General features: G+C 40.4%; 18 protein-coding genes and 1 pseudogene. 15 read left to right on the forward strand and 4 right to left on the reverse strand.

All coding sequences use genetic code 11. The annotated features are described in order from the left end of the window. The first annotated feature begins 88 nt into the window (after window positions 1-88). From PX700_RS15665 to PX700_RS15675, 3 genes are all read left to right on the forward strand, one after another. Entirely contained in the window at window positions 89-1,084 is a 996-nt protein-coding gene (locus tag PX700_RS15665; RefSeq protein ID WP_479521209.1) for a LacI family DNA-binding transcriptional regulator, read from the forward strand. Next, window positions 1,081-2,310: a glycosyltransferase gene (locus PX700_RS15670; protein WP_479521210.1), complete on the forward strand. Its 1,230-nt coding sequence runs from the start codon at window positions 1,081-1,083 to the stop codon at window positions 2,308-2,310. The genes PX700_RS15665 and PX700_RS15670 overlap by 4 nt, the downstream gene beginning before the upstream one ends. A gap of 116 nt (window positions 2,311-2,426) precedes the next feature. Beyond that, window positions 2,427-3,653, forward strand: a complete 1,227-nt coding sequence (locus PX700_RS15675) for a threonine/serine exporter family protein (RefSeq protein ID WP_479521211.1) — start codon at window positions 2,427-2,429, stop codon at window positions 3,651-3,653. 553 nt (window positions 3,654-4,206) lie between these two features. Here the strand turns inward: PX700_RS15675 and poxB are convergent. Further along, entirely contained in the window at window positions 4,207-5,931 is a 1,725-nt protein-coding gene (gene poxB, locus PX700_RS15680; protein ID WP_024597229.1) for a ubiquinone-dependent pyruvate dehydrogenase, read from the reverse strand. Between the two features lie 316 nt (window positions 5,932-6,247). Here poxB and PX700_RS15685 point away from each other — a divergent pair, with 316 nt between their 5' ends. Further along, window positions 6,248-7,903 carry an RluA family pseudouridine synthase gene (locus tag PX700_RS15685; RefSeq protein ID WP_479521212.1) on the forward strand — a complete coding sequence of 552 codons (1,656 nt, stop codon included), beginning with the start codon at window positions 6,248-6,250 and terminating at the stop codon, window positions 7,901-7,903. Window position 7,904: 1 nt separating this feature from the next. Here the strand turns inward: PX700_RS15685 and PX700_RS15690 are convergent, their stop codons facing one another. After that, window positions 7,905-8,123, reverse strand: coding sequence for a DUF6500 family protein (locus PX700_RS15690; RefSeq protein WP_024597227.1), 219 nt, complete (start codon window positions 8,121-8,123; stop codon window positions 7,905-7,907). A 363-nt stretch (window positions 8,124-8,486) separates the two neighbouring features. On the opposite strand from PX700_RS15690, the gene PX700_RS15695 reads away from it, so the two are divergent. Beyond that, window positions 8,487-8,912: a hemerythrin domain-containing protein gene (locus PX700_RS15695; protein WP_008134499.1), complete on the forward strand. Its 426-nt coding sequence runs from the start codon at window positions 8,487-8,489 to the stop codon at window positions 8,910-8,912. 94 nt (window positions 8,913-9,006) lie between these two features. Here PX700_RS15695 and PX700_RS15700 read toward each other — a convergent pair whose 3' ends face one another. Next, window positions 9,007-9,420: a hypothetical protein gene (locus PX700_RS15700; protein ID WP_024597226.1), complete on the reverse strand. Its 414-nt coding sequence runs from the start codon at window positions 9,418-9,420 to the stop codon at window positions 9,007-9,009. A gap of 418 nt (window positions 9,421-9,838) precedes the next feature. Between PX700_RS15700 and PX700_RS15705 the strand changes: the two genes are divergently transcribed. From PX700_RS15705 to PX700_RS15745, 9 genes and pseudogenes are all read left to right on the forward strand, one after another. Continuing rightward, window positions 9,839-12,199, forward strand: a complete 2,361-nt coding sequence (locus PX700_RS15705; RefSeq protein WP_479521213.1) for a TonB-dependent receptor — start codon at window positions 9,839-9,841, stop codon at window positions 12,197-12,199. A 10-nt stretch (window positions 12,200-12,209) separates the two neighbouring features. Beyond that, window positions 12,210-14,363 carry an FAD-dependent oxidoreductase gene (locus tag PX700_RS15710; RefSeq protein ID WP_479521214.1) on the forward strand — a complete coding sequence of 718 codons (2,154 nt, stop codon included), beginning with the start codon at window positions 12,210-12,212 and terminating at the stop codon, window positions 14,361-14,363. Window position 14,364: 1 nt separating this feature from the next. Beyond that, window positions 14,365-15,183, forward strand: coding sequence for a DUF547 domain-containing protein (locus PX700_RS15715; protein ID WP_479521215.1), 819 nt, complete (start codon window positions 14,365-14,367; stop codon window positions 15,181-15,183). After that, the gene (locus PX700_RS15720; protein WP_479521216.1) at window positions 15,170-16,504 is read left to right on the forward strand and encodes an ABC transporter substrate-binding protein; all 1,335 of its coding nucleotides are present in this window, start codon (window positions 15,170-15,172) and stop codon (window positions 16,502-16,504) included. The genes PX700_RS15715 and PX700_RS15720 overlap by 14 nt, the downstream gene beginning before the upstream one ends. Next, entirely contained in the window at window positions 16,501-18,255 is a 1,755-nt protein-coding gene (locus tag PX700_RS15725; protein WP_479521217.1) for an ABC transporter permease, read from the forward strand. The genes PX700_RS15720 and PX700_RS15725 overlap by 4 nt, the downstream gene beginning before the upstream one ends. 55 nt (window positions 18,256-18,310) lie before the next feature. Beyond that, the gene (locus tag PX700_RS15730; RefSeq protein WP_024595098.1) at window positions 18,311-18,949 is read left to right on the forward strand and encodes an ATP-binding cassette domain-containing protein; all 639 of its coding nucleotides are present in this window, start codon (window positions 18,311-18,313) and stop codon (window positions 18,947-18,949) included. A gap of 32 nt (window positions 18,950-18,981) precedes the next feature. Further along, window positions 18,982-19,626 (forward strand): CDP-alcohol phosphatidyltransferase family protein, encoded by a 645-nt coding sequence (locus PX700_RS15735; RefSeq protein WP_479521218.1) that lies wholly within the window; start codon window positions 18,982-18,984, stop codon window positions 19,624-19,626. After that, complete coding sequence (locus PX700_RS15740) at window positions 19,619-20,410, forward strand: sterol desaturase family protein (protein WP_479521219.1); 792 nt, start codon at window positions 19,619-19,621, stop codon at window positions 20,408-20,410. The genes PX700_RS15735 and PX700_RS15740 overlap by 8 nt, the downstream gene beginning before the upstream one ends. A 126-nt stretch (window positions 20,411-20,536) precedes the next feature. Then, window positions 20,537-20,790, forward strand: a pseudogene (locus PX700_RS15745) (IS110 family transposase); the annotation flags it as partial. 588 nt (window positions 20,791-21,378) lie between these two features. Here PX700_RS15745 and PX700_RS15750 read toward each other — a convergent pair. Continuing rightward, window positions 21,379-21,705 carry a hypothetical protein gene (locus PX700_RS15750; RefSeq protein WP_182679044.1) on the reverse strand — a complete coding sequence of 109 codons (327 nt, stop codon included), beginning with the start codon at window positions 21,703-21,705 and terminating at the stop codon, window positions 21,379-21,381. 135 nt (window positions 21,706-21,840) lie between these two features. Here PX700_RS15750 and PX700_RS15755 point away from each other — a divergent pair, with 135 nt between their 5' ends. Next, window positions 21,841-22,995, forward strand: a complete 1,155-nt coding sequence (locus tag PX700_RS15755; RefSeq protein WP_024605409.1) for an IS110 family RNA-guided transposase — start codon at window positions 21,841-21,843, stop codon at window positions 22,993-22,995. Window positions 22,996-23,051 lie beyond the last annotated feature (56 nt).

A 23,051-nucleotide genomic window follows, 5' to 3' on the forward strand; every position in this document is an offset into this window, starting at 1 on the left:
AGTTAAACGGCTCTAAAAGATGACTTAATAGTGCTGATTAAGCTAAACTACAACGCTATTTATTCACCACTGCGGTACATAAAATACAATGTATAACAAAGCTAAATCCGTCACTATTTTTGATGTTGCAAAGCGTGCTGGTGTATCAAAATCAACCGTATCTTTGGTGCTTACCCAAAGCGATAAAGTGGGTAATGCCAGCAAACAAAAAATATTAAAAGCGATTGATGAGTTAGGTTACGTTTATAACCGTGATGCTGCAGCTATGCGCTCAAAGCGCTCTAACTTAGTGGCCATAGTTATAAACGATTTAACAAACCCAACGATGACGCAACTTGCTACCAGCCTACAACTTTTGTTAAACGACAATGGCTTACAAGCCATGATTGTAAGCAGTAATAACAGCCTTGAACTACAAGCAAACGCAGTTAAAAACTTAAAAGAATACAACGCTGCCGCATTTATTATTTGCCCTGTTGCTAATACGTGCGCCCAATGGCTTGATACGCTCAGCGCACAACACAAAGTCATTACCCTTATGAGTGAAGTGCCTTTTAGCGCAGCCCCTTGTATATTACCCGACTATAAAAAAGCCAGCCACGTAGCCAGCATGTATTTGCTCGCACAAGGCGTGACAGACATTGCATTTATAGGCAGAGAACTTACTTTAAGTGATTCACAAGCACTGCAAAGTGGCTTTAATACAGCGTGCGCGCAGCATAGCATTACACCATTTGCGCCCATTCACTGCGAAGTAAACACAGCACTTAGCGCTAAACATGCCTTTATAGAAGCGTATAATCACAACCCAGCATTAAACGCGGTTGTGTGTGCAAACGATATAATTGCCCAAGGTGTAATTGCCGCTATTAACTCATTAACACATCACTCTATTAAAGTAGTGAGTTGCCACCATATTCCTAATAGCGCGGTTATAGATAACAACTTAACCACCGTTGCTATAAGTACAACTGATATAGCCAAGCGGTGCCTTTTAATACTGCAAGAGCTACTACAAAATACAGCCCCGCCAGTAAAAACACTGGTAAATGTAAACTTACAAATTAGAGATTCTAGCCAATGAAAAAAGTGCTGGTAATTGGCTACGTATGGCCAGAGCCAAGTTCGTCTGCTGCGGGAACGCACATGATGTCGTTATTAAATGCATTTAGAGCGCAAAACTGGGACGTTGAATTTGCAACGCCCGCGCAGCGTACCGACCACATGGTAAACCTTGACGACTTTGGCATAACGAGCCAAAGCATTGCACTAAATTGCGATAGCTTTGACGAATACGTTAAAACCTACAATCCAGATATAGTCATGTTTGACCGTTTTATGATGGAAGAACAGTTTGGCTGGCGTGTTGATAAACATTGCCCTCATGCAGTTAAAATTCTCGATACCGAAGATTTACAATGTCTGCGTAACGCTCGCCACGAAGCGTTTAAAGCTGAGCGCGAGTTTACAACCAGCGATTTACACTCAGACATAGCCAAACGCGAAATTGCCGCTATTTTGCGCTGCGACCTAAGCTTAATTATTTCAAGTTATGAAATGAGCCTACTAAACAGCGTATTTAAAATAGAACCAAGCTTATTACACCATTTACCATTTATGGTTGATTTAAGCTCACTCCCTGCAAGTACAAAAACGTTTGAGCAGCGCCAACACTTTATGACCATTGGTAACTTTAGACACGCACCAAACTGGGATGCTGTACTTTACCTACAAAAAATATGGCCACTTATTCGCAAGCAACTACCAAAAGCAGAACTGCATATTTATGGCTCTTACCCACCACCAAAAGCCACGGCTCTTAACAACCCTAAAACAGGGTTTTTAATAAAAGGTTGGGCCGATAATGCATTTGATGTAATGCAAAGCGCACGCGTATGTTTAGCGCCACTGCGCTTTGGTGCAGGCATTAAAGGTAAATTACTTGAAGCCATGATTATGCAAACACCCAGCGTTACCACCAATATTGGCGCAGAGGGTATGCATAACGATTTAGCATGGCCTGGAAAAATAGCCAACACCGCCGACGACTTTGCCAATGCTGCTGTTGAAATGTACACCAATCAAAGTGACTTTGAACAAGCGCAGCAAGATGGCAATACACTCCTTAACACGCTGTATGACAAAGCCCAATTAAGCGCTGCGTTAATTAAAAAAGTTGATTCAATAAGTAGCGATTTAAACGCCCATCGCGAAAAAAACTTCATAGGCCAAATGCTCAAACATCATACAATGCGCAGCACTCAATACATGTCGCAATGGATAGCTGAAAAAAATAAAAAATTAGATTAAAAATGACTAGACACACACCAATTAGTGTTTAAAATCGCGCCCATCAAACGTGGGCAGTTTTAGCTGTATTGTCTATATTTTTAGCTTAGTTATCGCAATATTTGGTCCAAAAAGATTTGAAAACTGCAACCTTTACAGAAAAACGCAAATTTATCGTTAAATTGGGTAAAATGCTTCACAAGTATGGTACGCCTGCTTACCGCTTAGAAGCTCACCTAATGGAAGTAGCTACATACTTAGGGCTTAAATCGTCGTTTGTTATGTCGCCTACCTCTGTAACGTTTGTTATTTGGACCGATGGCCACGAAGACGAGTACACCCACGTTGCACGTGTAGACCCTGGCGATCACGATTTAGGCTCACTTGCCGACACCGACGATCTTGTAAACCAAATGCTTGACGACAAGCTAAGTTTACAAGAAGTTGACGCGCAACTAGACGCTATTTTTGTTATGCCAAACCCATACAATAAACTTATTACTGGCGTTGCGTTTGCAACCTCTGGTGGTGCGTTTGCAATGTTAATGGGTACTAGCTGGACTGATGTTATTTGGTCATCGCTTCTTACTTTAGTTGTTTATTTGTTTGTGCTTTGGTCGGGACGCTCAAAACGCGTAGCCCATATGCTTGAGCCATTGGTAGCCATAATATCGGCAATACTTGCCTGTGCAGTAAGCGTGTATATAACACCTGAAATAAACATACGCTTGGTGGTACTTTCGGCCATTATTGTATTTATACCAGGTTTAGCACTTGCGCTTGGCTTAGCAGAGCTTGCAGCGCGGCATTTAGTGTCGGGTACAGCAAGAGTCATGGACTCGTTTATGCTGTTATTTAAACTCTATTTTGGCGGTTTTATTGGCATAGGCATTGGCTTTGCACTCTTTGGGCAAGCTGACTTTGTACAACCTGAACCATTACCAAAGTGGACAGCATGGCTCGCCATATTTTTACTTTGTAGCAGCTTAATCGTTATTTTTAGAACCAAACTTAAGCACGCTGTGTGGTCTATAGCATCAGGCTTTATAGCGTACGGCACCAGTATTGGCTCGGCTATGTACCTTGATTACACATTAGGTACGTTTGTGGGTGCTTTGTCGGTGGGTATTTTTAGTAACTTGTTTAACCGCGTTGCTAATGCGCCGGCCTCTATTGTGGCCATGCAAGGCTTGATTGTATTAGTACCAGGTAGCAAAACCTATATTGGCTTAAACTCACTCATTGAAGGCCAAGACTTTATATACGCAGAGCATATAGGCCAGCAAACGTTTTTAATATTTATGTCGCTTGTTGCAGGGCTAATATTTGCAAACGTAGCCCTACCGCCTAAAAAGAGTTTGTAACTGATACTGAGCGCTCGCTTTACTTTAATTGAGTAAAGCGAGTAAAACATTAAACTAAAAACAACTACCAAGTAGCAATTGAGGCCAATGCTAAATGTTTTAGCTCATTACATTGCACTTGAGTCAAACTCAAAAACCTCATAGTGATTCCAACGTAAAAACAGTTCAGCGCTTTCTAAATAACCTAAACTCTGGATAATAAATCTATCTCAAGCAGCTATTTTCAGCGCTAACTGCGTTGAATTTACTTGCAATAGGCTAGATATTTGCGTATTCACTGGTGCGTAAACTGCTTTGCTGAGCTTGAATAAGCCATAAAACAGCCAGCGACAGTAAAACCGATTTCCATTTCATTATTGCTCTGTTCCCTCTATGAGTAGAGGTATTTTATGCGTGCTTTTATTAATTTAATGATAAACCATATATGGTTTTCTATTTCGGTTCAATCACTTACAAACAGCAGCCTTAGCTTATTAATAATAAAAGATGATAGTGAGGATTATTACTTGGCACTTCCCTATTGAGCTAAAATACTCAATAGGGAAGTAACTAACTAGCGTGACCAGTTAGTTTTGGCAAGCTCTACAATCTCGTTTCCTTTGCCGTTTATCAGCGCCTTCATCATGTAAACACTAAAGCCTTTTGCTTGCTCTAATTTGATTTGCGGTGGCATTGAAAGCTCTTGTTTTGCAGTATCGACTTCTAAAACAACAGGTCCTGAGTGGTTCATCATCTCGTTCATTGCCGATGGTAATTTTTCAGGGTCATCCACATGAATCCCTTTTAAGCCGCAGGCCTGTGCAATGTTAGCAAAACTTGGGTTTTCTAAATCGGTATCGCTTGATAAAAACCCACTGGCTTTCATTTCCATAGCCACAAAACTAAGTGAGCGATTATTATAAACAACAATCTTTATTGGTAAATTAAGCTGCTTAAGTGAGATTAAATCCCCCATTAACATCGAAAAGCCACCATCACCACACATTGCAATGACTTGGCGGTCTCTATCAACAGATTGAACCCCCATTGCCTGCGACATCGCATTTGCCATAGAGCCATGATTAAACGAGCCAATTAAGCGACGCTTACCATTCATTGATAAATAACGCGCAGCCCACACTGTTGGCGTACCTACATCACAAGTAAAAACAGCATCGTCAGCTGCTTGCTCGTTGAGTAAACGCGTTAGGTATTGCGGGTGAATTAAGTTTTGCGAGGTTTTGCCACTGGCAAGTTCATCAAGATCTTGTCGAGACTCTTTGTAATTTTTAACACATTTTTGTAAGTGCGAACTTGTCCGTTCACCTTTAATATAATCAAGCAGTGTGGCCACTGAGTTTTTAGTATCCCCTAACACGCCACAGTCAATTTGCACGTGTCGCCCGAGTGACGCAGCCTGATTATCAATTTGCAATATGGTGGTATTTTCGGGATAAAAAGCACGATAAGGAAAACTAGTACCAATCATTAATAACGTATCGGCTTCTTGCATTGCATGATAGCCCGATGCAAAGCCAATAAATCCGGTCATACCAACATCGTAAGGATTATCGTATTCAATAAATTCTTTACCGCGCATGGCATGCACTATCGGTGCTTGTAATTTTTCGGCTAGCGCAACAATTTCGTCGTGGGCATCCTTACAACCAGCACCACACAATAAGGTTACTTTTTTACTTTTATTAAGATGAGTCGCCATTGCTTCAATATCAGATAAAGCGGGGGTATAAGTTGCTGGCTTTGGCACGTTCCATTTCGGCTTAATAGCTTTAGGCATATCTTTTAATGCAATATCGCCAGGTAGCACAAGTACACTCACGCCTTTGTTTAGTATTGCTTGTCGCATTGCTGTTTCTAGCAGGTACGGCATTTGCTCAGGGCTCGACACCATTTCACAATACACACTGCATTCTTTAAATAATTCTTGCGGATGGGTTTCTTGAAAATAACTACTGCCAATTTCAGATGAAGGAATATGTGCGGCAATTGCTAATACTGGTACATTATTGCGCTGACAATCAAATAAGCCATTAATTAAATGAAGGTTACCTGGCCCGCAAGAACCCGCACACACCGCAAGCTCGCCTGATAAATGTGCTTCGCCACCAGCTGCAAATGCGGCAACTTCTTCATGTCGCGTACCTAGCCATTCAATTGTTCCCATTTTTCGCAGACTTTCACTAATGCCGTTAAGTGAATCGCCAGTTACTCCCCAAATACGTTTTACGCCTGCTTGTTCGAGGGTTTTAGTGATAAAACTTGCGATATTTTGACTCATAATATAGAACTCCTAAATATTCAGTTATTCTGTAAATTGATTTTTCGTCTCTGATCTATCAGGTAAGTCATCGTTTCGAAATGCGCTCAATTATTGAGAATCGATAAGCTTAAATATTTTGATAATGATAAATATATTACTACTGAGACTTTACTAACAAACGCCTATGCTTGCTGCGACCCCATACTGATACATAAAACATGAATGTCCGCTTTAAAGTGTTTATGAATATGCGGGTGCGAGATTTTTAGTGGCTTAACTATGAATATGTTATTATGCGCTCAATTATTTTACTGAATGCTTTTCTCTTACTTCTATGTCAAATTCTGCTTCTTGCTTTACATTATTTTCTCAAAATATTGATGCTCTCGCGCTTCCTGAAAAGTTTACTTTCCCTTTTTATTACGAGCCGCAACCATTAGCTGTAGCAGCCACTAAACAATTACAGCAACAGCTTGAAACGTTAGCGCATTTAAAAGCAGAAAATGCAGGTAAAATGTTTGGGGTTTTAGTGGTGCAAAATGCTAAGCAACAATTAGGCTTTTTAAGTGCTTATTCGGGACAAATTGAAGGTGATAAAGGTAATATTAGCTTTGTGCCGCCTGTTTCTAGCATGCAACTTCAAGACGATAGCTATTTGGCTCAAAGTAAAATAATTAACGATATTAATGCTCAAATTGAGCAATTAGAAAATAGTGAACAACTGCTTGAAGTTAATAGCAAACTTGATGATGCAACACAGAGCTACCAGCAAGCGCTATTAGCTCAACAGGCAGTAATGCAAGCCGGTCGTCAGCAGCGAAAAATACAACGTACCGAAGGTGAATTAGAACTTAGCGAAAGTGATTTTGAGCAGTTAAAAAATAAGCTTGCAGGGCAAAGCATCGTAGAAAAAAAGCAACTGCTGGCACTTAAATCCTATTGGCAAAATATAATCGAGTCACTGCAGCAAACACACATCAATATTTCTAATGAAATTGCTCATTTAAAAAAGCGCCGTAAAACACTTTCTAAAAGCTTACAAAAAAAGCTATTTGCACAGTACCAATTTTTAAATGCAAATGGTGAAACTACAGATTTAAATGCTATTTTTGCAGCATTACCTGAGCACACTCCTCCTTCGGGTGCTGGCGATTGTGCAGCGCCTAAATTATTACAATACGCCTATAAACATGACTTAAAGCCACTTGCTATGGCAGAGTTTTGGTGGGGAGCAGCACCTAAATCAGCAATTAGGCAGCATAAGAATTACTACCCTTCTTGTTACAGTAAATGCCAACCAATACTTGGGCATATGCTAAAGGGTTTAGATGTTGAAGATAACCCGCTACTTATCAACCCAGCTCAGGGTAAAGATTTAAGTATTGTTTATAAAGATGACGACTTACTTGTGGTAAATAAGCCCGCTGAGTTTTTATCAGTGCCTGGCGTTAATATTGATGACTCAGTTTATATGCGCATAAAAACGCAGTTTCCAGAGGCATCAGGGCCACTAATTGTACACAGATTAGATATGTCGACTTCTGGGTTATTGATGATTGCACTTAATAAACGCGTGCACAAAGCACTGCAAAAGCAGTTTATTGAACGCACCATAGATAAACGTTATGTAGCATTAGTTAATGGTAACGTAGCTGAGGATAGCGGAGTAATTGATTTGCCCTTAGTGCTCGACTTTGATGATAAACCGCGCCAAATGGTGTGTTACACACACGGTAAGCAATCACTTACTACCTGGCAGGTTTTAGAGCGTAACAACAATATTACCCGATTACAGTTATACCCTAAAACAGGGCGAACTCATCAATTAAGAGTGCATTGTGCGCACAGCTTAGGTTTAAACATGCCAATTATAGGCGACACACATTACGGGCAAAAAGCCGAACGATTACATTTACATGCAGAATACTTAGCATTTACTCACCCTATTACGCTTAAACGATTAGAGTTTGAAGTAGCCGCAGATTTTTAAGCTAAAGCCCATCTAAGATCATTTGTTTGATGGTCTTTGCTTTTACAAAATGATCTAATTTATGGGTGTGTATCCACCAAGTAGCAGCATCCATAAGTAGCTCTGGATCGTCGTTTTTATTGGCAAAAAATGCATAAAAAGAAAGCCCTACATTTTCTCCTTTAACTGCTATTTTTTTATCGCATACGGTAATTATTTTTGCTCTTAGTTCTTCTTTCATATGTACCTTATTAAACAAACTATGCTCTGGATTATAAATCTATCTCAAGATCTTTATGGGCATATTTACTTTTAGCCACCGTTACAAAAAATTAAAAAAGAACGTACTGATAGTATCAAAGAAAGTATCATTTTTTCATCTTTTTTATTTGCGCGCTATTTTATTAACTACCTTAACTCCTCCAACACATCAGTAAAACTAAAGCCTGAAAATATTGCATGAGCGTGCTTGTAAAACTTACAGGCCGCATACTCCCACGAGCAAACGAACAAATATAAACTAATTTAATTCAACAAGTTAAATCATGGCATTTAGCTTGCTTCAATATTTGTAAGCAATTAAAGAGCAAGTAAAGGACTAGTTATGAATATTTTTGAAGCACTACGTCATGACCATGACAAACAACGAGAATTGGTAGATGCGCTTATTCAAACACACGGCGACACAGAGCAGCGCCACACGCTAATGGATGAGCTAAAAACAGAATTAGAAAATCACGCAAAATTTGAAGAACGTTACTTTTATAACCCACTTATGTTTGATGACTTAACTCACGAAAAAGCGCGCCACAGCGTAGCTGAACATCACGAAATTGATGAATTAATTGAACAACTTGAAGATACCGAAATGAGCTCGTCTGCATGGTTAGTTGCAGCTAAAAAGCTACACCATTTGGTACATCATCATTTAAGTGAAGAAGAACACGAAGTGTTTCAATTAGCGGGTAAAGCACTTACCGAAGGGCAAAAAGAGAGCCTTGCTGAGCAATACAACGACGCAATGCATTAGTTGCATAACATGCAAACCGACTTCCACACACTCCCTGTGTACTTATTGGTTATAAGCCTTATGGCTTATAACCAATTTTTTTGCATGTACTTTATTACTTTACAGTAAATTTCACGTCTTGGTCGCGTAATAAGTAAAGTGCAAAACACGCAGCCCACATTGGCCATGCAGTAAAGAATAATAAGTTATTAAAGCCATCTATGTACTGGTTGTAAGAAGAAAGCGTAGATAAGCCATGCATTACAAAAATGATACCGTACGTTATACGCTTTTTAATACCTGCTAAAAATGCTAAAGCAAGCACTAACTGCACCGCACCAATAATGTAAGCCACTATATCTGTAGAGCCACTAATACCGTAAAAATGTTCAAAAATACGTGCGCTATGCCCAGGATTAACAAACTTATCGAATGTCCACATAACCATTACAATAAACACGCCTAAACGCAAAGATAAAAGTGACCACTGCAAACGGTTTTGCACATCAGAATTCATTGAACCTGTCATAAAATTTCCTTAAATGAATATTAATAAACGTAGAAGTAACCTAGACCGTATAAGTTGTTTTTTATTTCAAAAATTTTTAATTAAATTCATTAGTTAAGCCATGCAGTACTAAAAGTGAAGCTTATTTAAGTAATTTAAAAAATGCTGCATAAAAGTTAACTCTTTTAAAATGTTAGCAGGTTGAAAGTAGTCTATAATTAAAAATTCTATTAAAAGCATATATTTACATTCACTCTAGTACAATCGCTGTATTAATATTTTATCAACTAATAAAACAATAGTACTTAATTACCAACTTTGTAATGCATCTGTTTTGTTATGTTCTAAAAAACAAAAAGAATCAAAATTTTACTGAAAGTTATTTTTAATCCTTTCGGTCTTTATCGCCAACAACATTTTAACCGTAGAGAGAAAACGTTTGAAACACGCATATTTAGCACTTTCCCTAGCCACCATATTAAATACACCACTTAATGCTTTTGCAGCCGAAGAATTAAAAACAGCAAAAGAAGGCGCAATTGAGCGTATTCAGGTGGCAGGCCAAGTTATCAAATCTCAAGGTCTTTCGGTTAAAAATGCCACTGTAGACGGCCCTTTTGGCGACAACTTAGCTCTACGAGATATAGCCCGATCAGTAACACCAATTTCAAGCGAGTTAATAGAACAACTCAATATTACGACTTTACAAGACGTACTTGCAGTCAGCCCTAATACCTATTCAGCCAGTGGTTTTGGGGCACCAAGTTTACCTACTATTCGTGGGCAACTAGGTGAGCTTTTCCAAGATGGTACACGCCGCCAAGCAGGTAATAATGGCTTTGGCGTGCCGTTATCGTTCAACTCTATAGAACAAATAGATGTAGTAAAAGGCGCGCCACCGGTATTATTTGGCTCAAGCCAACGCAACGGTGGTTTTGTAAACTTACATTCTAAAAAAGCATCAACTGACGACAGTAAAGGCAAAGCAACGGTATCTGCAGGACGATGGGATCAGTACAGCGTTTTAGTTGATTACAGTGCACCTATAGTAAAAGACAAAGTAGGTTTTAGAGTAAGCGCTGAACACATTGATAACGGCAGTTACTACGACTTTTCGGGCACGAAAAGCGACAGCCTATTTGCAGCACTTAAGGTGTTACCTGATGACAAGAGCAGCTGGGATATTAACTTTGAGTTATACCAAGTTGAATTTACCGATAACGCAGGTATTAACCGCCCTACTCAAGCGCTAATAGATAATGGCCTTTATATTACCGGCCAAGGCGAACAAGCAAATGGCAGTTCAGTTCCAACTGCAGGTTCTATTGTTTCACCTACTGGGCAAGTAAAAATAGACCGTAGTACAGTACTTACCGACCCTGACAATCAAAACGAAGCCACTACTTATTTACTACACAGCATTTATAAGCGTGAACTTTCAAACAATGCATCTATAAAAAACATTACGTATTTTCAGCACTTACAACGCGAAGAAATTGCACAAAATAGCTTTGTTGAAATTATAGATGGTGCCGATACCGCGCAAAACCGTACCGAATTGACTTACCAATGGAGCAACGAGCAGCAAACAATTTTTGCTTTTGATGTGCGTTACAACCGCGTGCTAGGCTACAGCCAGTTTACAACAGAAGCCGACTTACCTATTGATTTAACTGGCCCAATTTCAAATCGCCGCATTCCTTTAACTGATGCACAACAAGCGCGTTTAATTGAAATTAGTCCAGGTGTATTTGTATCCCCTGGTGGTCAGTACGATATTAATAACGATGGCAGCGGCGACTTTAACTTATCAGACACTACCGATTCGCGCTCATGGCAAACGGGTTTTGCTATTCAGCAAGATTCAGATTGGACAGATAAGTTTCATACAAGTGTTGGCTACCGCATTGATTTTTATGACGTAGACGCGCACGACCCAATAGCACCAGAGGGTGAAATTGCAGCGAGCGATAGCATTAACGATAAGCTACATTCGGGGCAAATAAGCTTTAATTACCGATTAAACGGTGATTACACCACTTATGGTGCAGCAAGTTACAACGAAGCCACATCAAATAGTATGGCTGGCGGTACGTCTCTTGGTGGTGACAACACGATTAGCGCACAAAACTTTTCAACCGAAAATACCTTAGTTGAATTCGGTTTAAAATACGCACCAACCGACAGTGATTGGTACGCCGATGGTGCAGTGTTTAGCCAACGTCGTAGTTTACGTAATCGCGATGGTAGTAATACCGGCATTCGTACTACCGGCTTTGAAAGCCAAGTATTTTATGATGCTTACCCTTATTGGTTAAGTGCCGGCTACAGCTATATTGATGCTCGCTACGATAATTCTGCAAGTAGCCAAGACTCAGCACAAGTAGCCGATGCATTTGACAACTCACGCCCTGATATTATTGCAGGCACCAGTGTGGGCGCTCCTAGTTTTACCGCATTTGCGCCTTCAAGTAGCCAAGTTCAAGGCATTCCAGAGCAATCTTTTAGCTTTAACGGAAATTATTCAATTAATTCGAAATGGCAAACGGGTTTTTCAGGTCTATATACAAAGAGTTACCCATTAGACTTTTTGGCGACAGTAAAAATTCGTGATCATTACACACTAAACGTAAATACTAGCTATGCTTTTACGCCTAGTACCAAGTTACGATTAGATGTGAACAACGTAACGAATCAGAAAAACTGGCGCCCAGTATTTGAAGGCGGTTACTTTGGTGCAACTTTAGCTTTTCCTGAGTTGCCAATTAACGCCAAGCTTACGCTTACCCATAGTTTTTAAGAGAAAGAACATGATTAAAAAAATATTTTTATTATTGATTGCAGCGGCCGCCGTCGGCCTGTTCTTTCATTTTGACTTACACCAACTACTTACGCTTGATGGCTTAAAAGGGTCAATGGATCAGTTTAGCGATTACAAAGAGCAGTCACCGTTGTTGGTTATTGGTGGGTTCTTTTTACTGTACGTAGTAGTAACAGCTCTCTCGTTACCGGGCGCGGCTATTTTGACACTTGCAGCAGGTGCATTATTTGGCTTAGTTGAGGGTTTATTAGTTGCATCTTTTGCCTCAACTATTGGCGCAACACTTGCCTTTTTAGTATCGCGTTACTTACTACGTGACACTATTAAACAACGTTTTCCTGAGCGCTTAGCCGCAATTGATGCAGGCGTTGAAAAAGAAGGTGGATTTTACTTATTTACTCTTCGTTTAGTGCCGGTGTTTCCGTTCTTTTTAATCAATTTACTAATGGGTGTTACCTCAATAAAGTCTTGGACTTACTACTGGGTAAGCCAAGCAGGTATGCTCGCCGGTACATTTGTATTTGTTAACGCAGGTACACAACTGGCGCAAATAGAAAGCTTATCTGGAATTTTATCATTCAACTTAATCTTATCATTCGCTTTATTGGGTATATTCCCATTCATTGCAAAAGGAATCTTAAACGTGTTTAAAAAGCGTCGCGTATACAAAAACTACACTAAGCCTAAAAAATTCGACCGTAACATGATTGTTATTGGCGCAGGCGCAGGTGGTTTGGTAACAAGTTATATAGCCGCTGCTGTTAAAGCAAAAGTAACCCTTATTGAAGCGGGCGAAATGGGCGGTGACTGTTTAAACTATGGTTGTGTTCCAAGTAAAGCAGTCATTAAAAGCGCTAAAATTGCAGAACAAATTCGCCATGGTGAAAACTACGGCCTAGAAAATGCGACACCGCAGTTTTCGTTCAAAAAAGTAATGGCACGTGTACACAAAGTAATTGCAGATGTAGCACCACACGACAGTGTTGAGCGTTACACTGACTTAGGCGTAGATGTTGTAAAAGGCTACGGTAAATTAATAGACCCGTGGACTGTAGAAATTAAACTTAACGACGGTGGCACGCAAACACTCACGGCACGCACCATTGTTATTGCAACTGGCGCACGCCCATTTGTACCGCCACTACCTGGTATTGAAGAAACAGGCTATGTAACAAGCGATACATTGTGGGATAAATTTGCAGAGCTAGATGAGGCACCTAAAAAACTTGTAGTACTTGGTGGTGGTCCAATTGGTAGCGAATTAGCACAAAGCTTTGCACGTTTAGGTTCAAGCGTTACGCAAATTGAAATGGCGGAGCGCATCATGATCAAAGAAGACCTTGAAGTGTCTACTTTTGCTCACGAAGCGTTAACCGAAAGTGGCGTTAATATTTTAACATCGCACCAAGCACTTCGCTGTGAAGCTCGCGATGGCAAAAAATATATCGTTGTTAAACATAACGACAAAGAAATAGATATTGAATACGACGAGCTATTATGTGCCGTTGGTAGAAGTGCGCGCCTTAAAGGTTACGGTCTTGAAGAGCTAGGCATTGAAACAAACCGCACAGTAGTAACTAACGAATACCTAGAAACACTGTACCCTAATATTTTTGCAGCAGGCGATATTGTAGGTCCATACCAGTTTACACACGTCGCCGCTCATCAGGGTTGGTACGCAGCGGTAAATGGCTTATTTGGTCACCTTAAAAAGTTTAAAGTAGATTACCGTGTTATTCCGTGGACTACGTTTATTGACCCAGAAGTAGCACGTGTTGGCTTAAACGAGCAAGACGCAAAAGACAAAGGCATAGATTACGAAATCACTCGTTTTGAATTTGAAGAGCTAGACCGTGCAATTACCGACAGCGCTACAAAAGGCTTTATTAAAGTGATTACACCCAAAAGCAAAGACAAAATACTCGGTGTTACTGTAGTATCTGAACACGCTGGCGATTTAATTGCTGAGTTTGTACTGGCAATGAAACACGGTTTAGGCCTTAACAAAATACTCGGTACTATACACAGCTACCCTACTTGGGCTGAAGGTAACAAGTACGCAGCAGGCGAGTGGAAACGCGCTCATGCACCTGAAAAAGTACTTAACATGCTTGAAAAATACCACACATGGCGCAGAGGCTAATATGTTTAAAACACCTCTAAAAGCATTGCTACTTGGTTCGGCTTTAGTTGTAACATCGTTTGCAACATCATTTTCGACCCAAGCCCAAAACATGCACGATAGCTGGAATGCATTATTAAATAAGCATGTTGTCGCTATTAATCATAATCACAGTACTGAGGTTGATTACGCTGCTATAAAACGTGAGCATGCACAGCTAAAAACGTATTTAGATTCGTTAACGGCTGTAACGCAAAGCGAATTTGACGCGTGGAAAAAGCCTAAGCAACTCGCTTTTTTAATCAATGCTTATAATGCGTGGACTGTTGAACTTATATTGACTAAGTACCCTGATATTAAGTCAATTAAAGACTTAGGGAGCTTTTTTAGCTCACCATGGAGTAAAGAGTTTGTGCCATTACTTGGCAAAACTCGCAGCCTTGATGATATTGAGCATGGTTTAATACGTGGCAGCGGTAAATACAACGACCCACGTATTCACTTTGCTGTAAATTGTGCAAGTATTGGTTGCCCTGCGCTGCGCGGGGAGGCATTCACAGCTACTGAACTAGAGAGCCAATTGCAACAGCAAACGGTGCGTTTTTTATCTGATACAACACGTAATTTTGCGCAGGAAAATACGCTAAATATCTCCTCTATATTTAAGTGGTACGGCGATGACTTTGAAAAAGGCTTTAGAGGTGCAAACACGCTACAGCAGTTTTTCTTGCAGTATCCTGATGCCCTTAAACTGATACCCGCTCAGCAAAAAGCACTTAAGAATGATGACATGAAAGTTAAATTTTTAGACTACAACTGGGATTTAAATGTTCGCCATTAAGTTTTGGCAAACACTGACGCGATACAGCTTTTGCTGTGTCGCGTTTTGCGTTTGTGCAATCGTAAATTTAGCTGTTTTTTCGAGCACTGCGTTTGCTAATCCCGCTATTAACTCAAATAGTAAAAGTAATTTAGTAATTAACACACAACAGGGATCTCGCTGGCAACAAGTTCAAACATTTGGTCGCAATCAAGATGTATACTTTTATGCATGGGGCGGCGACGCGCAAATAAATGCTTATATTCAATGGGCAGCACAGCAAGTTAAAACTAAGTACAACATTAACTTAGTGCATGTAAAACTAAGCGACACCAGCGAAGCGGTAAGCCATGTACTTGCCGAAAAATCAGCAAACAATAACAGCCAAGGCAGCGTAGATTTAATGTGGATCAACGGGGCTAACTTTGCCACCATGAGTGAGCACTCTCTGCTTTTAAAGCAATGGGCAAATAAACTCCCCTACTTTGCATTAACCGATGCTGCTAATAACCCTGCTGTAACATTTGATTTTGGTTTACCTACCAATGGGATGGAAGCGCCATGGGGGCAAGCGTCACTTACGTTTTATTACGACAGCATTGCAATAAATGGTAAGGCAAACAATAAATTGCCGACGACATTAAACGAATTATTAAACTGGAGCGCACAAAACCCTGGTCGCTTTAGTTACCCAAAGCCGCCTGACTTTTTAGGTATGAGCTTTTTAAAATACGCCTTAGTTGTGCTGCATAAGCACAGCAGCGAAAACATTAAAGCGCAGCTAAACCAACCAGCTACAACTAAAAATACGGCGCAAGTGTTAAACTTACTGTGGGACTTTTTAGATAAACTACACCCAACTCTTTGGCGTGCTGGCACTCATTTTATGCAAAGTGGTGCTCAAATGCGCCGCCTTGTGGACGATACAGAATTAAGTCTCGCATTTACTTTTTCAGCACCTGAAGTACCAGCGGCTGTAAAACGCTATGATTTACCAAACAGCATTCGCAGTTACGCAATGAGTGATGGCAGTTTAAGTAATACCCATTTTGTGGCAATTCCTTACAATGCAAGCCACCAGCAAAGTGCGCAATTAGTGGCTAATTTTTTACTCAGCCCTGAGGCGCAAGCTGAAAAACAAAAAGCGCATATATGGGGCGATAAAAGCGTACTTATTCAATCAACGTTAACGCCTGATCAGCAAGCCTTATTTAAAACAGCTAAACCGCATCCAAGTGCACTGCCTTTAAACAGTATTAAACGCACATTGAGCGAACCTCATCCAAGCTGGGTAAACGCCATTATGCAAGGTTGGCAAACCCGTTATGGAGTAAGCCAATGAGCGTTATTTCAAAAAGTGTACCAGTAAATACCAAAGCAACAACGCAGTGCAGCACCGATATGTTTACGCGCATTGTAAAATTTAGCCCGCGATTTTTACTCGCTTTACTTATACTACCCGTACTTGGTGGCTTAATTAGCGTATTGCTGCCTGCCTTTGGTTATGCGCCCGTACTTGAGCAAACAACGTTTAGCTTGCAAGGTTTTAATGCCCTTTGGCAAACACCTGGCCTTACTCAAATGGTTACCTTAAGCGTTGCAACGGGCTTAATAAGTACTCTGCTTGCATTTATCATTACCTTAATGATTTTAGCTGCGTTTTTTAATAGCCCGTGGCTTAACCGAATTCAGCGTTTATTGAGCCCTATATTAGTGATACCTCATGCCGCAGCTGCTATTGCGGTGGGGTTTTTAATTGCCCCTTCAGGTATGATTTCACGCTTAGCGTCGCCTTGGTTAAGCGGCTGGGAACTTGCGCCAAACGGCATGTTTCCGCATGATTCATTCGGTATTAGTATTATTTTAGGCTTAACACTCAAAGAGCTTCCCTTTTTATTATTAATGGCACTGGGCGTACTTGCTCAACCTGAGCTTGGCAAAAAATTACGCCAACAACATAAGGTTGCGCTTAACTTAGGTTATTGCCCAATGACCGCCTTTTTTAAAGTAATACTGCCAAGTCTTTATCCGCTGCTGCGCTTACCCCTTTTAGCAGTGCTTGCCTATGCAAGCGCAAGTGTAGAAATGCCTCTTATATTAGGCCCAAATACACCACCCACGTTGGCCGTTGCAATAATGCATTGGTTTAACGATGTTGATTTAAACCTGCGTATTAAAGCCTCAGCGGGCGCTTTATTACAACTGGCTGTTACAGGCGGGTTATTAGCCCTTTGGCTTGGCGCAGAAAAGGCCGTAAATGTGTTATTTAGCGACTCTCTCACTAATGGAGTGCGCGAATACGGCGGATTTTATTGGCAAAAAATAACGGTCGTACTCACCACATTAGTAATTAGCTTTATACTATTGTCGCTTATTGGTTTAGTTATGTGGTCGGTTGCAGGTTTTTGGCGCTTTCCAGATGCAATGCCTGAGCAATTTACACTACTGCATTTTAAAAGTGCGCTAATGCAAATGGGCAGTCCGCTTTTTAATACGCTAGCAATCGGTTTAGTAACCACACTATTTGCCATTATTCTTACTTTATTGTGTTTAGAATCAGAGCAGTTGAGTGACAAACCTATTTCTCGTTTTACCAGTTTAATTATTTATTTACCGTTATTAGTACCCAGTATTGCCTTTTTGTTTGGGCTAGTATGGATACAACAATTGATAAATAACCAAGCCGCATTTTTTAATGTGGTACTTACGCATTTACTGTTTGTGTTGCCTTATGTGTTTTTGTCACTTGCGAGCAGTTATAGGCGCTTAGATCCTCGTTTTGCTCATGTTGCAGCAAGCCTAGGCGCAGCACCATGCAAGGTGTTTTTTAAAGTAAAACTACCTCAGTTGTTTGCCCCTATTTTAATTGCAGCCGCACTGGGCTTAGCAATTAGTTTTGGACAATACCTCCCCACGCTTTTAGCTGGCGGCGGGCGCATAGCCACAATAACAACCGAAGCCGTTACGCTTGCCAATGGCGCAAGCAGACGCACCAGTGCCGTGTACGCTATTATGCAAATGGCGTTGCCACTTATTGGATTTATACTGGCATGGGTTTTACCTAAATATTTTTTCAAAAGTGCACGTGCTTAAAAGTGCACATATTTAAAGCATCCATATTTAACACTATCAGGGTTAAGGTTTTTTAATGCAGTCATCGTTACAGATTAAAAATTGTCAGCTTTATCGCCAAAATGAGCTGCTACTTAGCTTAAACGAGCAAGTTAATGGCGGTGAAATTCTGACTATTATGGGCCCATCTGGCAGTGGTAAATCAAGCTTATTAAATTGGCTTACGGGTACTTTACCAAGTAGCTTTAAGGCCAATGGAGAGGTGTGGCTTAATGGTCAAAATATCGATAATACCCCTCCGCACTTGCGCCATATTGGAGTGCTTTATCAAGACGCTTTATTGTTTTCGCATTTAACTGTTGCTGGTAACATTGCCTTTGCAATGCCAAAAGGTAATAAAAAACAACGCCTTGAAAAAATAGCACACGCACTTGAGCAAGTAGGTCTTAAAGATATGGGCAATCGCCACCCCGATAACCTCTCGGGCGGGCAACAAGCCCGTGTTGCATTATTACGTATGCTGCTGAGCGAACCTAAAGCCATTTTACTCGACGAACCCTTTAGCAAACTCGACACCCAACTGCGTGTTGATACACGCGAACTCGTGTTTAGCCAAATACGCGATCATAAGCTACCTGCAATTATGGTAACTCATGACCATAGCGACGCCGACGCTGCAAATGGCAAACTCATTACTTTAAGTAGCGCACTTTAAATACATAGCTTTAAACGCATAAGGCAATAAACATGCTAGACAAATTTATCACCCCTGTCATTAAGCCTCTTTTAACACCTGTGGTTATGCTTATGCATAAACGCGGCATAACCGCCGATCAGCTAACCGTGGTAGGCTTTTTAGTTGGCTTATTAGCCGTGCCATTACTGGCGTTTGAAATGTGGTACGGCGCATTAGTGGCCATTGCTTTAAATCGAATTTTAGATGGACTTGATGGCGCATTAGCACGCTATGCAAACCAAAGTTCAAGCGCAGGTGGCTTTTTAGATATCACACTCGACTTTTTATTTTACGCGGCCATTCCGCTTGGCTTTATTTTGGCAAACCCCGAACAAAACGCCATTGCAGGCGCTATATTACTCGCTGCATTTATTGGCACGGGTTCAAGCTTTTTAGCCTTTGCCATAGCCGCTGAAAAGTTTAAACTCGAAAAACCGCAATTTAAATACAAAAGCTTTTACTACCTAAATGGCTTAACCGAAGGTACAGAAACAATAGCGCTATTTATAGCCTTTTGTATTTGGCCGCAGCACTTTGCCCTCCTCGCTGGTATATTTGCTTTTGCCTGCGCCATTACCATATTTACCCGTATACATGGCGGCTACCACACACTTAAACAGCAAGAAGCCAATGAGGTTATAAATAATAATGACTAACGAAGTTTGGTGGCGACTCGGTTGCTTTTTTAGCATTTTAGTCATAATGATGCTGCTTGAATGGCGACAACCCGCAAGGCAATCGCCCATTAAAAGCAGCACTCGCTGGTTTGCAAATTTTGGCTTAGTGTTTGCCTCATCTATCATTGCGCGCTTAGTTGTACCACTTGGTTTAACCGCAGTAGCACTTTACAATCATGAGCACAGCATTGGCTTATTTAACCAACTAGCCATACCTAGCATAGTAACCATAGTGCTAAGCCTTGTACTGCTCGATATACTCATTTATTGGCAGCACAGATTGTTTCATAAAGTGCCACTATTATGGCGTTTGCACCGCGTACACCACGCCGATGCGCACGTAGATACCAGTACAGGCCTGCGCTTTCACCCCATCGAAATTGTGCTTAGTATACTTATAAAACTTATTGCAGTTACTGCACTTGGCGTACCCGCCATTGCCGTACTTATATTTGAAATCGCGTTAAATGCACTCGCCTTGTTTAACCATGCAAACATACGCCTACCAAACGCCATTGAAAAGCCACTACGCCTTATATTAATGACGCAAATACTGCACCGCATTCACCACAGTAAAGTAGTGTGTGAAACAAATTCAAACTATGGCTTTAGTGTAATTTGGTGGGACAAACTTTTTGGCAGCTATAAAAGTGAGGCCAAAAAAGTCGACGCAGAAATAGATATAGGTTTGGTTGAATACCCAACTGCAAAGCAAAATGCCTCGCTGTGGGGGTTACTCATCATGCCGTTTAAAAACAAGTAAAAACAACTATATTGCACTTTACACAATGCCAATCTACTTAAAAGCCCTTTGATGTAGGTTGGTTTAAATAAAATACTCCATGAATACGCCAGGTTAAAACTTTAAGGCGTCTGTTTAATTTCTAAATTTTTAAGGCAAACATTTGTAGAATGGGCAGGCTTTACTATTTGTTATTCGTTTTGGGAAAAGCTTATTATCGGCAGCAAGAAGCCAAAGGAAAACCCCATAATACCATCATCAGATCATTAGCATTTAAGTGGATAAGAATACTATTTAGGTGCTGGAAAACACATACGCCCTACGATGAATCGACTTACTTAACCGCATTGAAAAGTAAGGGATCACCGCTGTTAAAATTTGCGGTGGAAAGTGAGCTTTAGTGCTTGCTGTCCACCTCAGGGCGTGTTGTTAGCATTAAATTATCTGTAAAGTTCAAGATTGTCTTTGTTGAATAAAGTAGGTGTAATTTTATAATAAACAGCAAACCAACCTGTTATTACAACGATGACTCCGATATTGTACTCAGTAAAAAAGGGAATATAAGTTAGTAATACAACGATTAATAATAAATAAAGCAAAAATGTAATCCAAAATAATTTTGAACTGACCAACTTCAATCTTACATTACAGTCAGCACACTTAAAGTAAAGTGGAAATACGGAAAAAGACAAACTGAAAGGTTTGATGTTTTTAGTACAATTAGGGCAAATAGACATAAACTTCCTTGTAATGCTAACTAGGCTGTAGAATAACTCCAACAGCCAAAATTAATTTAAAAACGAGCTCCTACAATTAATTCTAAGCGCTTTTAGAGCATTAGGTAATGCATTTGGAACCCATAAAACAGGCTGTTTTTCTTAAAAAAGAGTAATTCTATAGCCTCAACGCCCAAATAATGGGATTTTATTGCTGGCTTACAATGTTGAGGAACGAAACAGCCAGCTGTAAAATTACCGTTGATTTGCTTGTTATGTGTTTTTACTCTGATCTTGTTTGATGATTTTCAGCAGCAAATCCATTCTGCGATTTGTCTTTTTACTTTCAGCCGTAACCATGCCTTGTACAAAAGACGAAGCAAAGAAAATAACACACATTATTTGAAATAACTCAGTTTCAATTGTGAAGAAACTATTTGCAATCAGTAGTAAGCCAAATGGCGCAATAATAGAGAGAAAATCTTTAAGTCCCCAATGATTTGAACCAAGCTTATCAAATTCTTCTTTATACTTTTGAAGGTCAGAAATACGTTCTAATTCTATCTTCGCCTCTACCATTTTTACGTCATCATTATCCATTGAAATCACCACACTCCTGAAACACATAGACATAATGACTCCCACACGGTGTTAGCCTCCGCTTTTCGTGGGTTAGCTTAATTCAAAGCCAGAGCCATAATTAGTTTGTCAATTAACTAAACAGCAGAGGCTAACATGAATAAACATAGCATACTTTTTATCGGTCTTGATACACATAAAGAATTCAATGAAGTCGCCTATATTGAAGAACATAGAGGTGCGCAACCTGTTCATCTTGGCCGAGTTTCGTCTTCCAAAGTGGCCGTTCAAAAGCTTGTTCGTCAGTTCGAATCGAAATACCCTGGCGCAACACTTCATTTTGTTTATGAAGCAGGCCCATGTGGTTATTGGATTTACAGGTTAATTACCAGCCTCGGCCATTGCTGTTACGTGGTGGCGCCCTCTCTTATTCCTAAAAAACCTGGTGAGAAGATTAAAACCGATAAACGTGATGCTCTTAAGCTTGCTAAATTACTTAAGTCTGAAGATTTAACACCTATCTATGTTCCCGAGCCTGAAGACGAAGCCGTACGCGATTTATCTCGCGCACGCGAAATAGCCATGAAAGATTTAAAAGATGCTAAATATCAATTAAAGGCGCTGTTGCTTCGCAATAATATCAATTACAAAGGCACTGCGAATTGGTCACAAAAACATTTACGTTGGCTTACTGAGCTTGTGCTGCCACACCCCGCTCAGCACATCGTCTTACAAGAGTTTTTACACACAATTACCGAACGAATAAGCCGACTTGAACGGCTAGACAATGAACTAACACACCACGTTCACCAGTGGCGTTATTATCCTGTTGTCAAAGCAATACAAGCTATGCGTGGTGTCCGTTTGTTGGTCGCCACCGGCGTTGTTGCTGAGCTTGGCGATTTATCGCGTTTCGACCATCCTCGTAAATTAATGAGTTATCTCGGTCTTGTACCCAGTGAACACTCGAGTGGTGGCAAACGCCATATTGGCGCCATCACAAAATGCGGAAATGGCCGAGCAAGACGCCTTCTTGTGGAAGGTGCACACACTTATCGGTATGCGGCAAATATATCGACCGATATGCAAAAACGACAAGAAGGCTTACCAAAGGACATTATTGATATTGCGTGGAAAGCACAGATTAGGCTTTGCAAACGCTATAAAAAAATGATAGCCAAAGGGAAACACTACAATCTGGTTGTTACCGCCATTGCCCGAGAAATGATTGCGTACATATGGGCTATTGCAAAAGAAGTGGTGCTTACGCCAGTGAATACAAAACTTAGATTGGCAAGAGTACCCGCATGATAAACGAATTAGAGTGTAGTGGTCAATAAAATTTGGCCACAGTTTTAGAATCTTGA

This window comes from Pseudoalteromonas sp. TP27 (genome assembly GCF_056470645.1).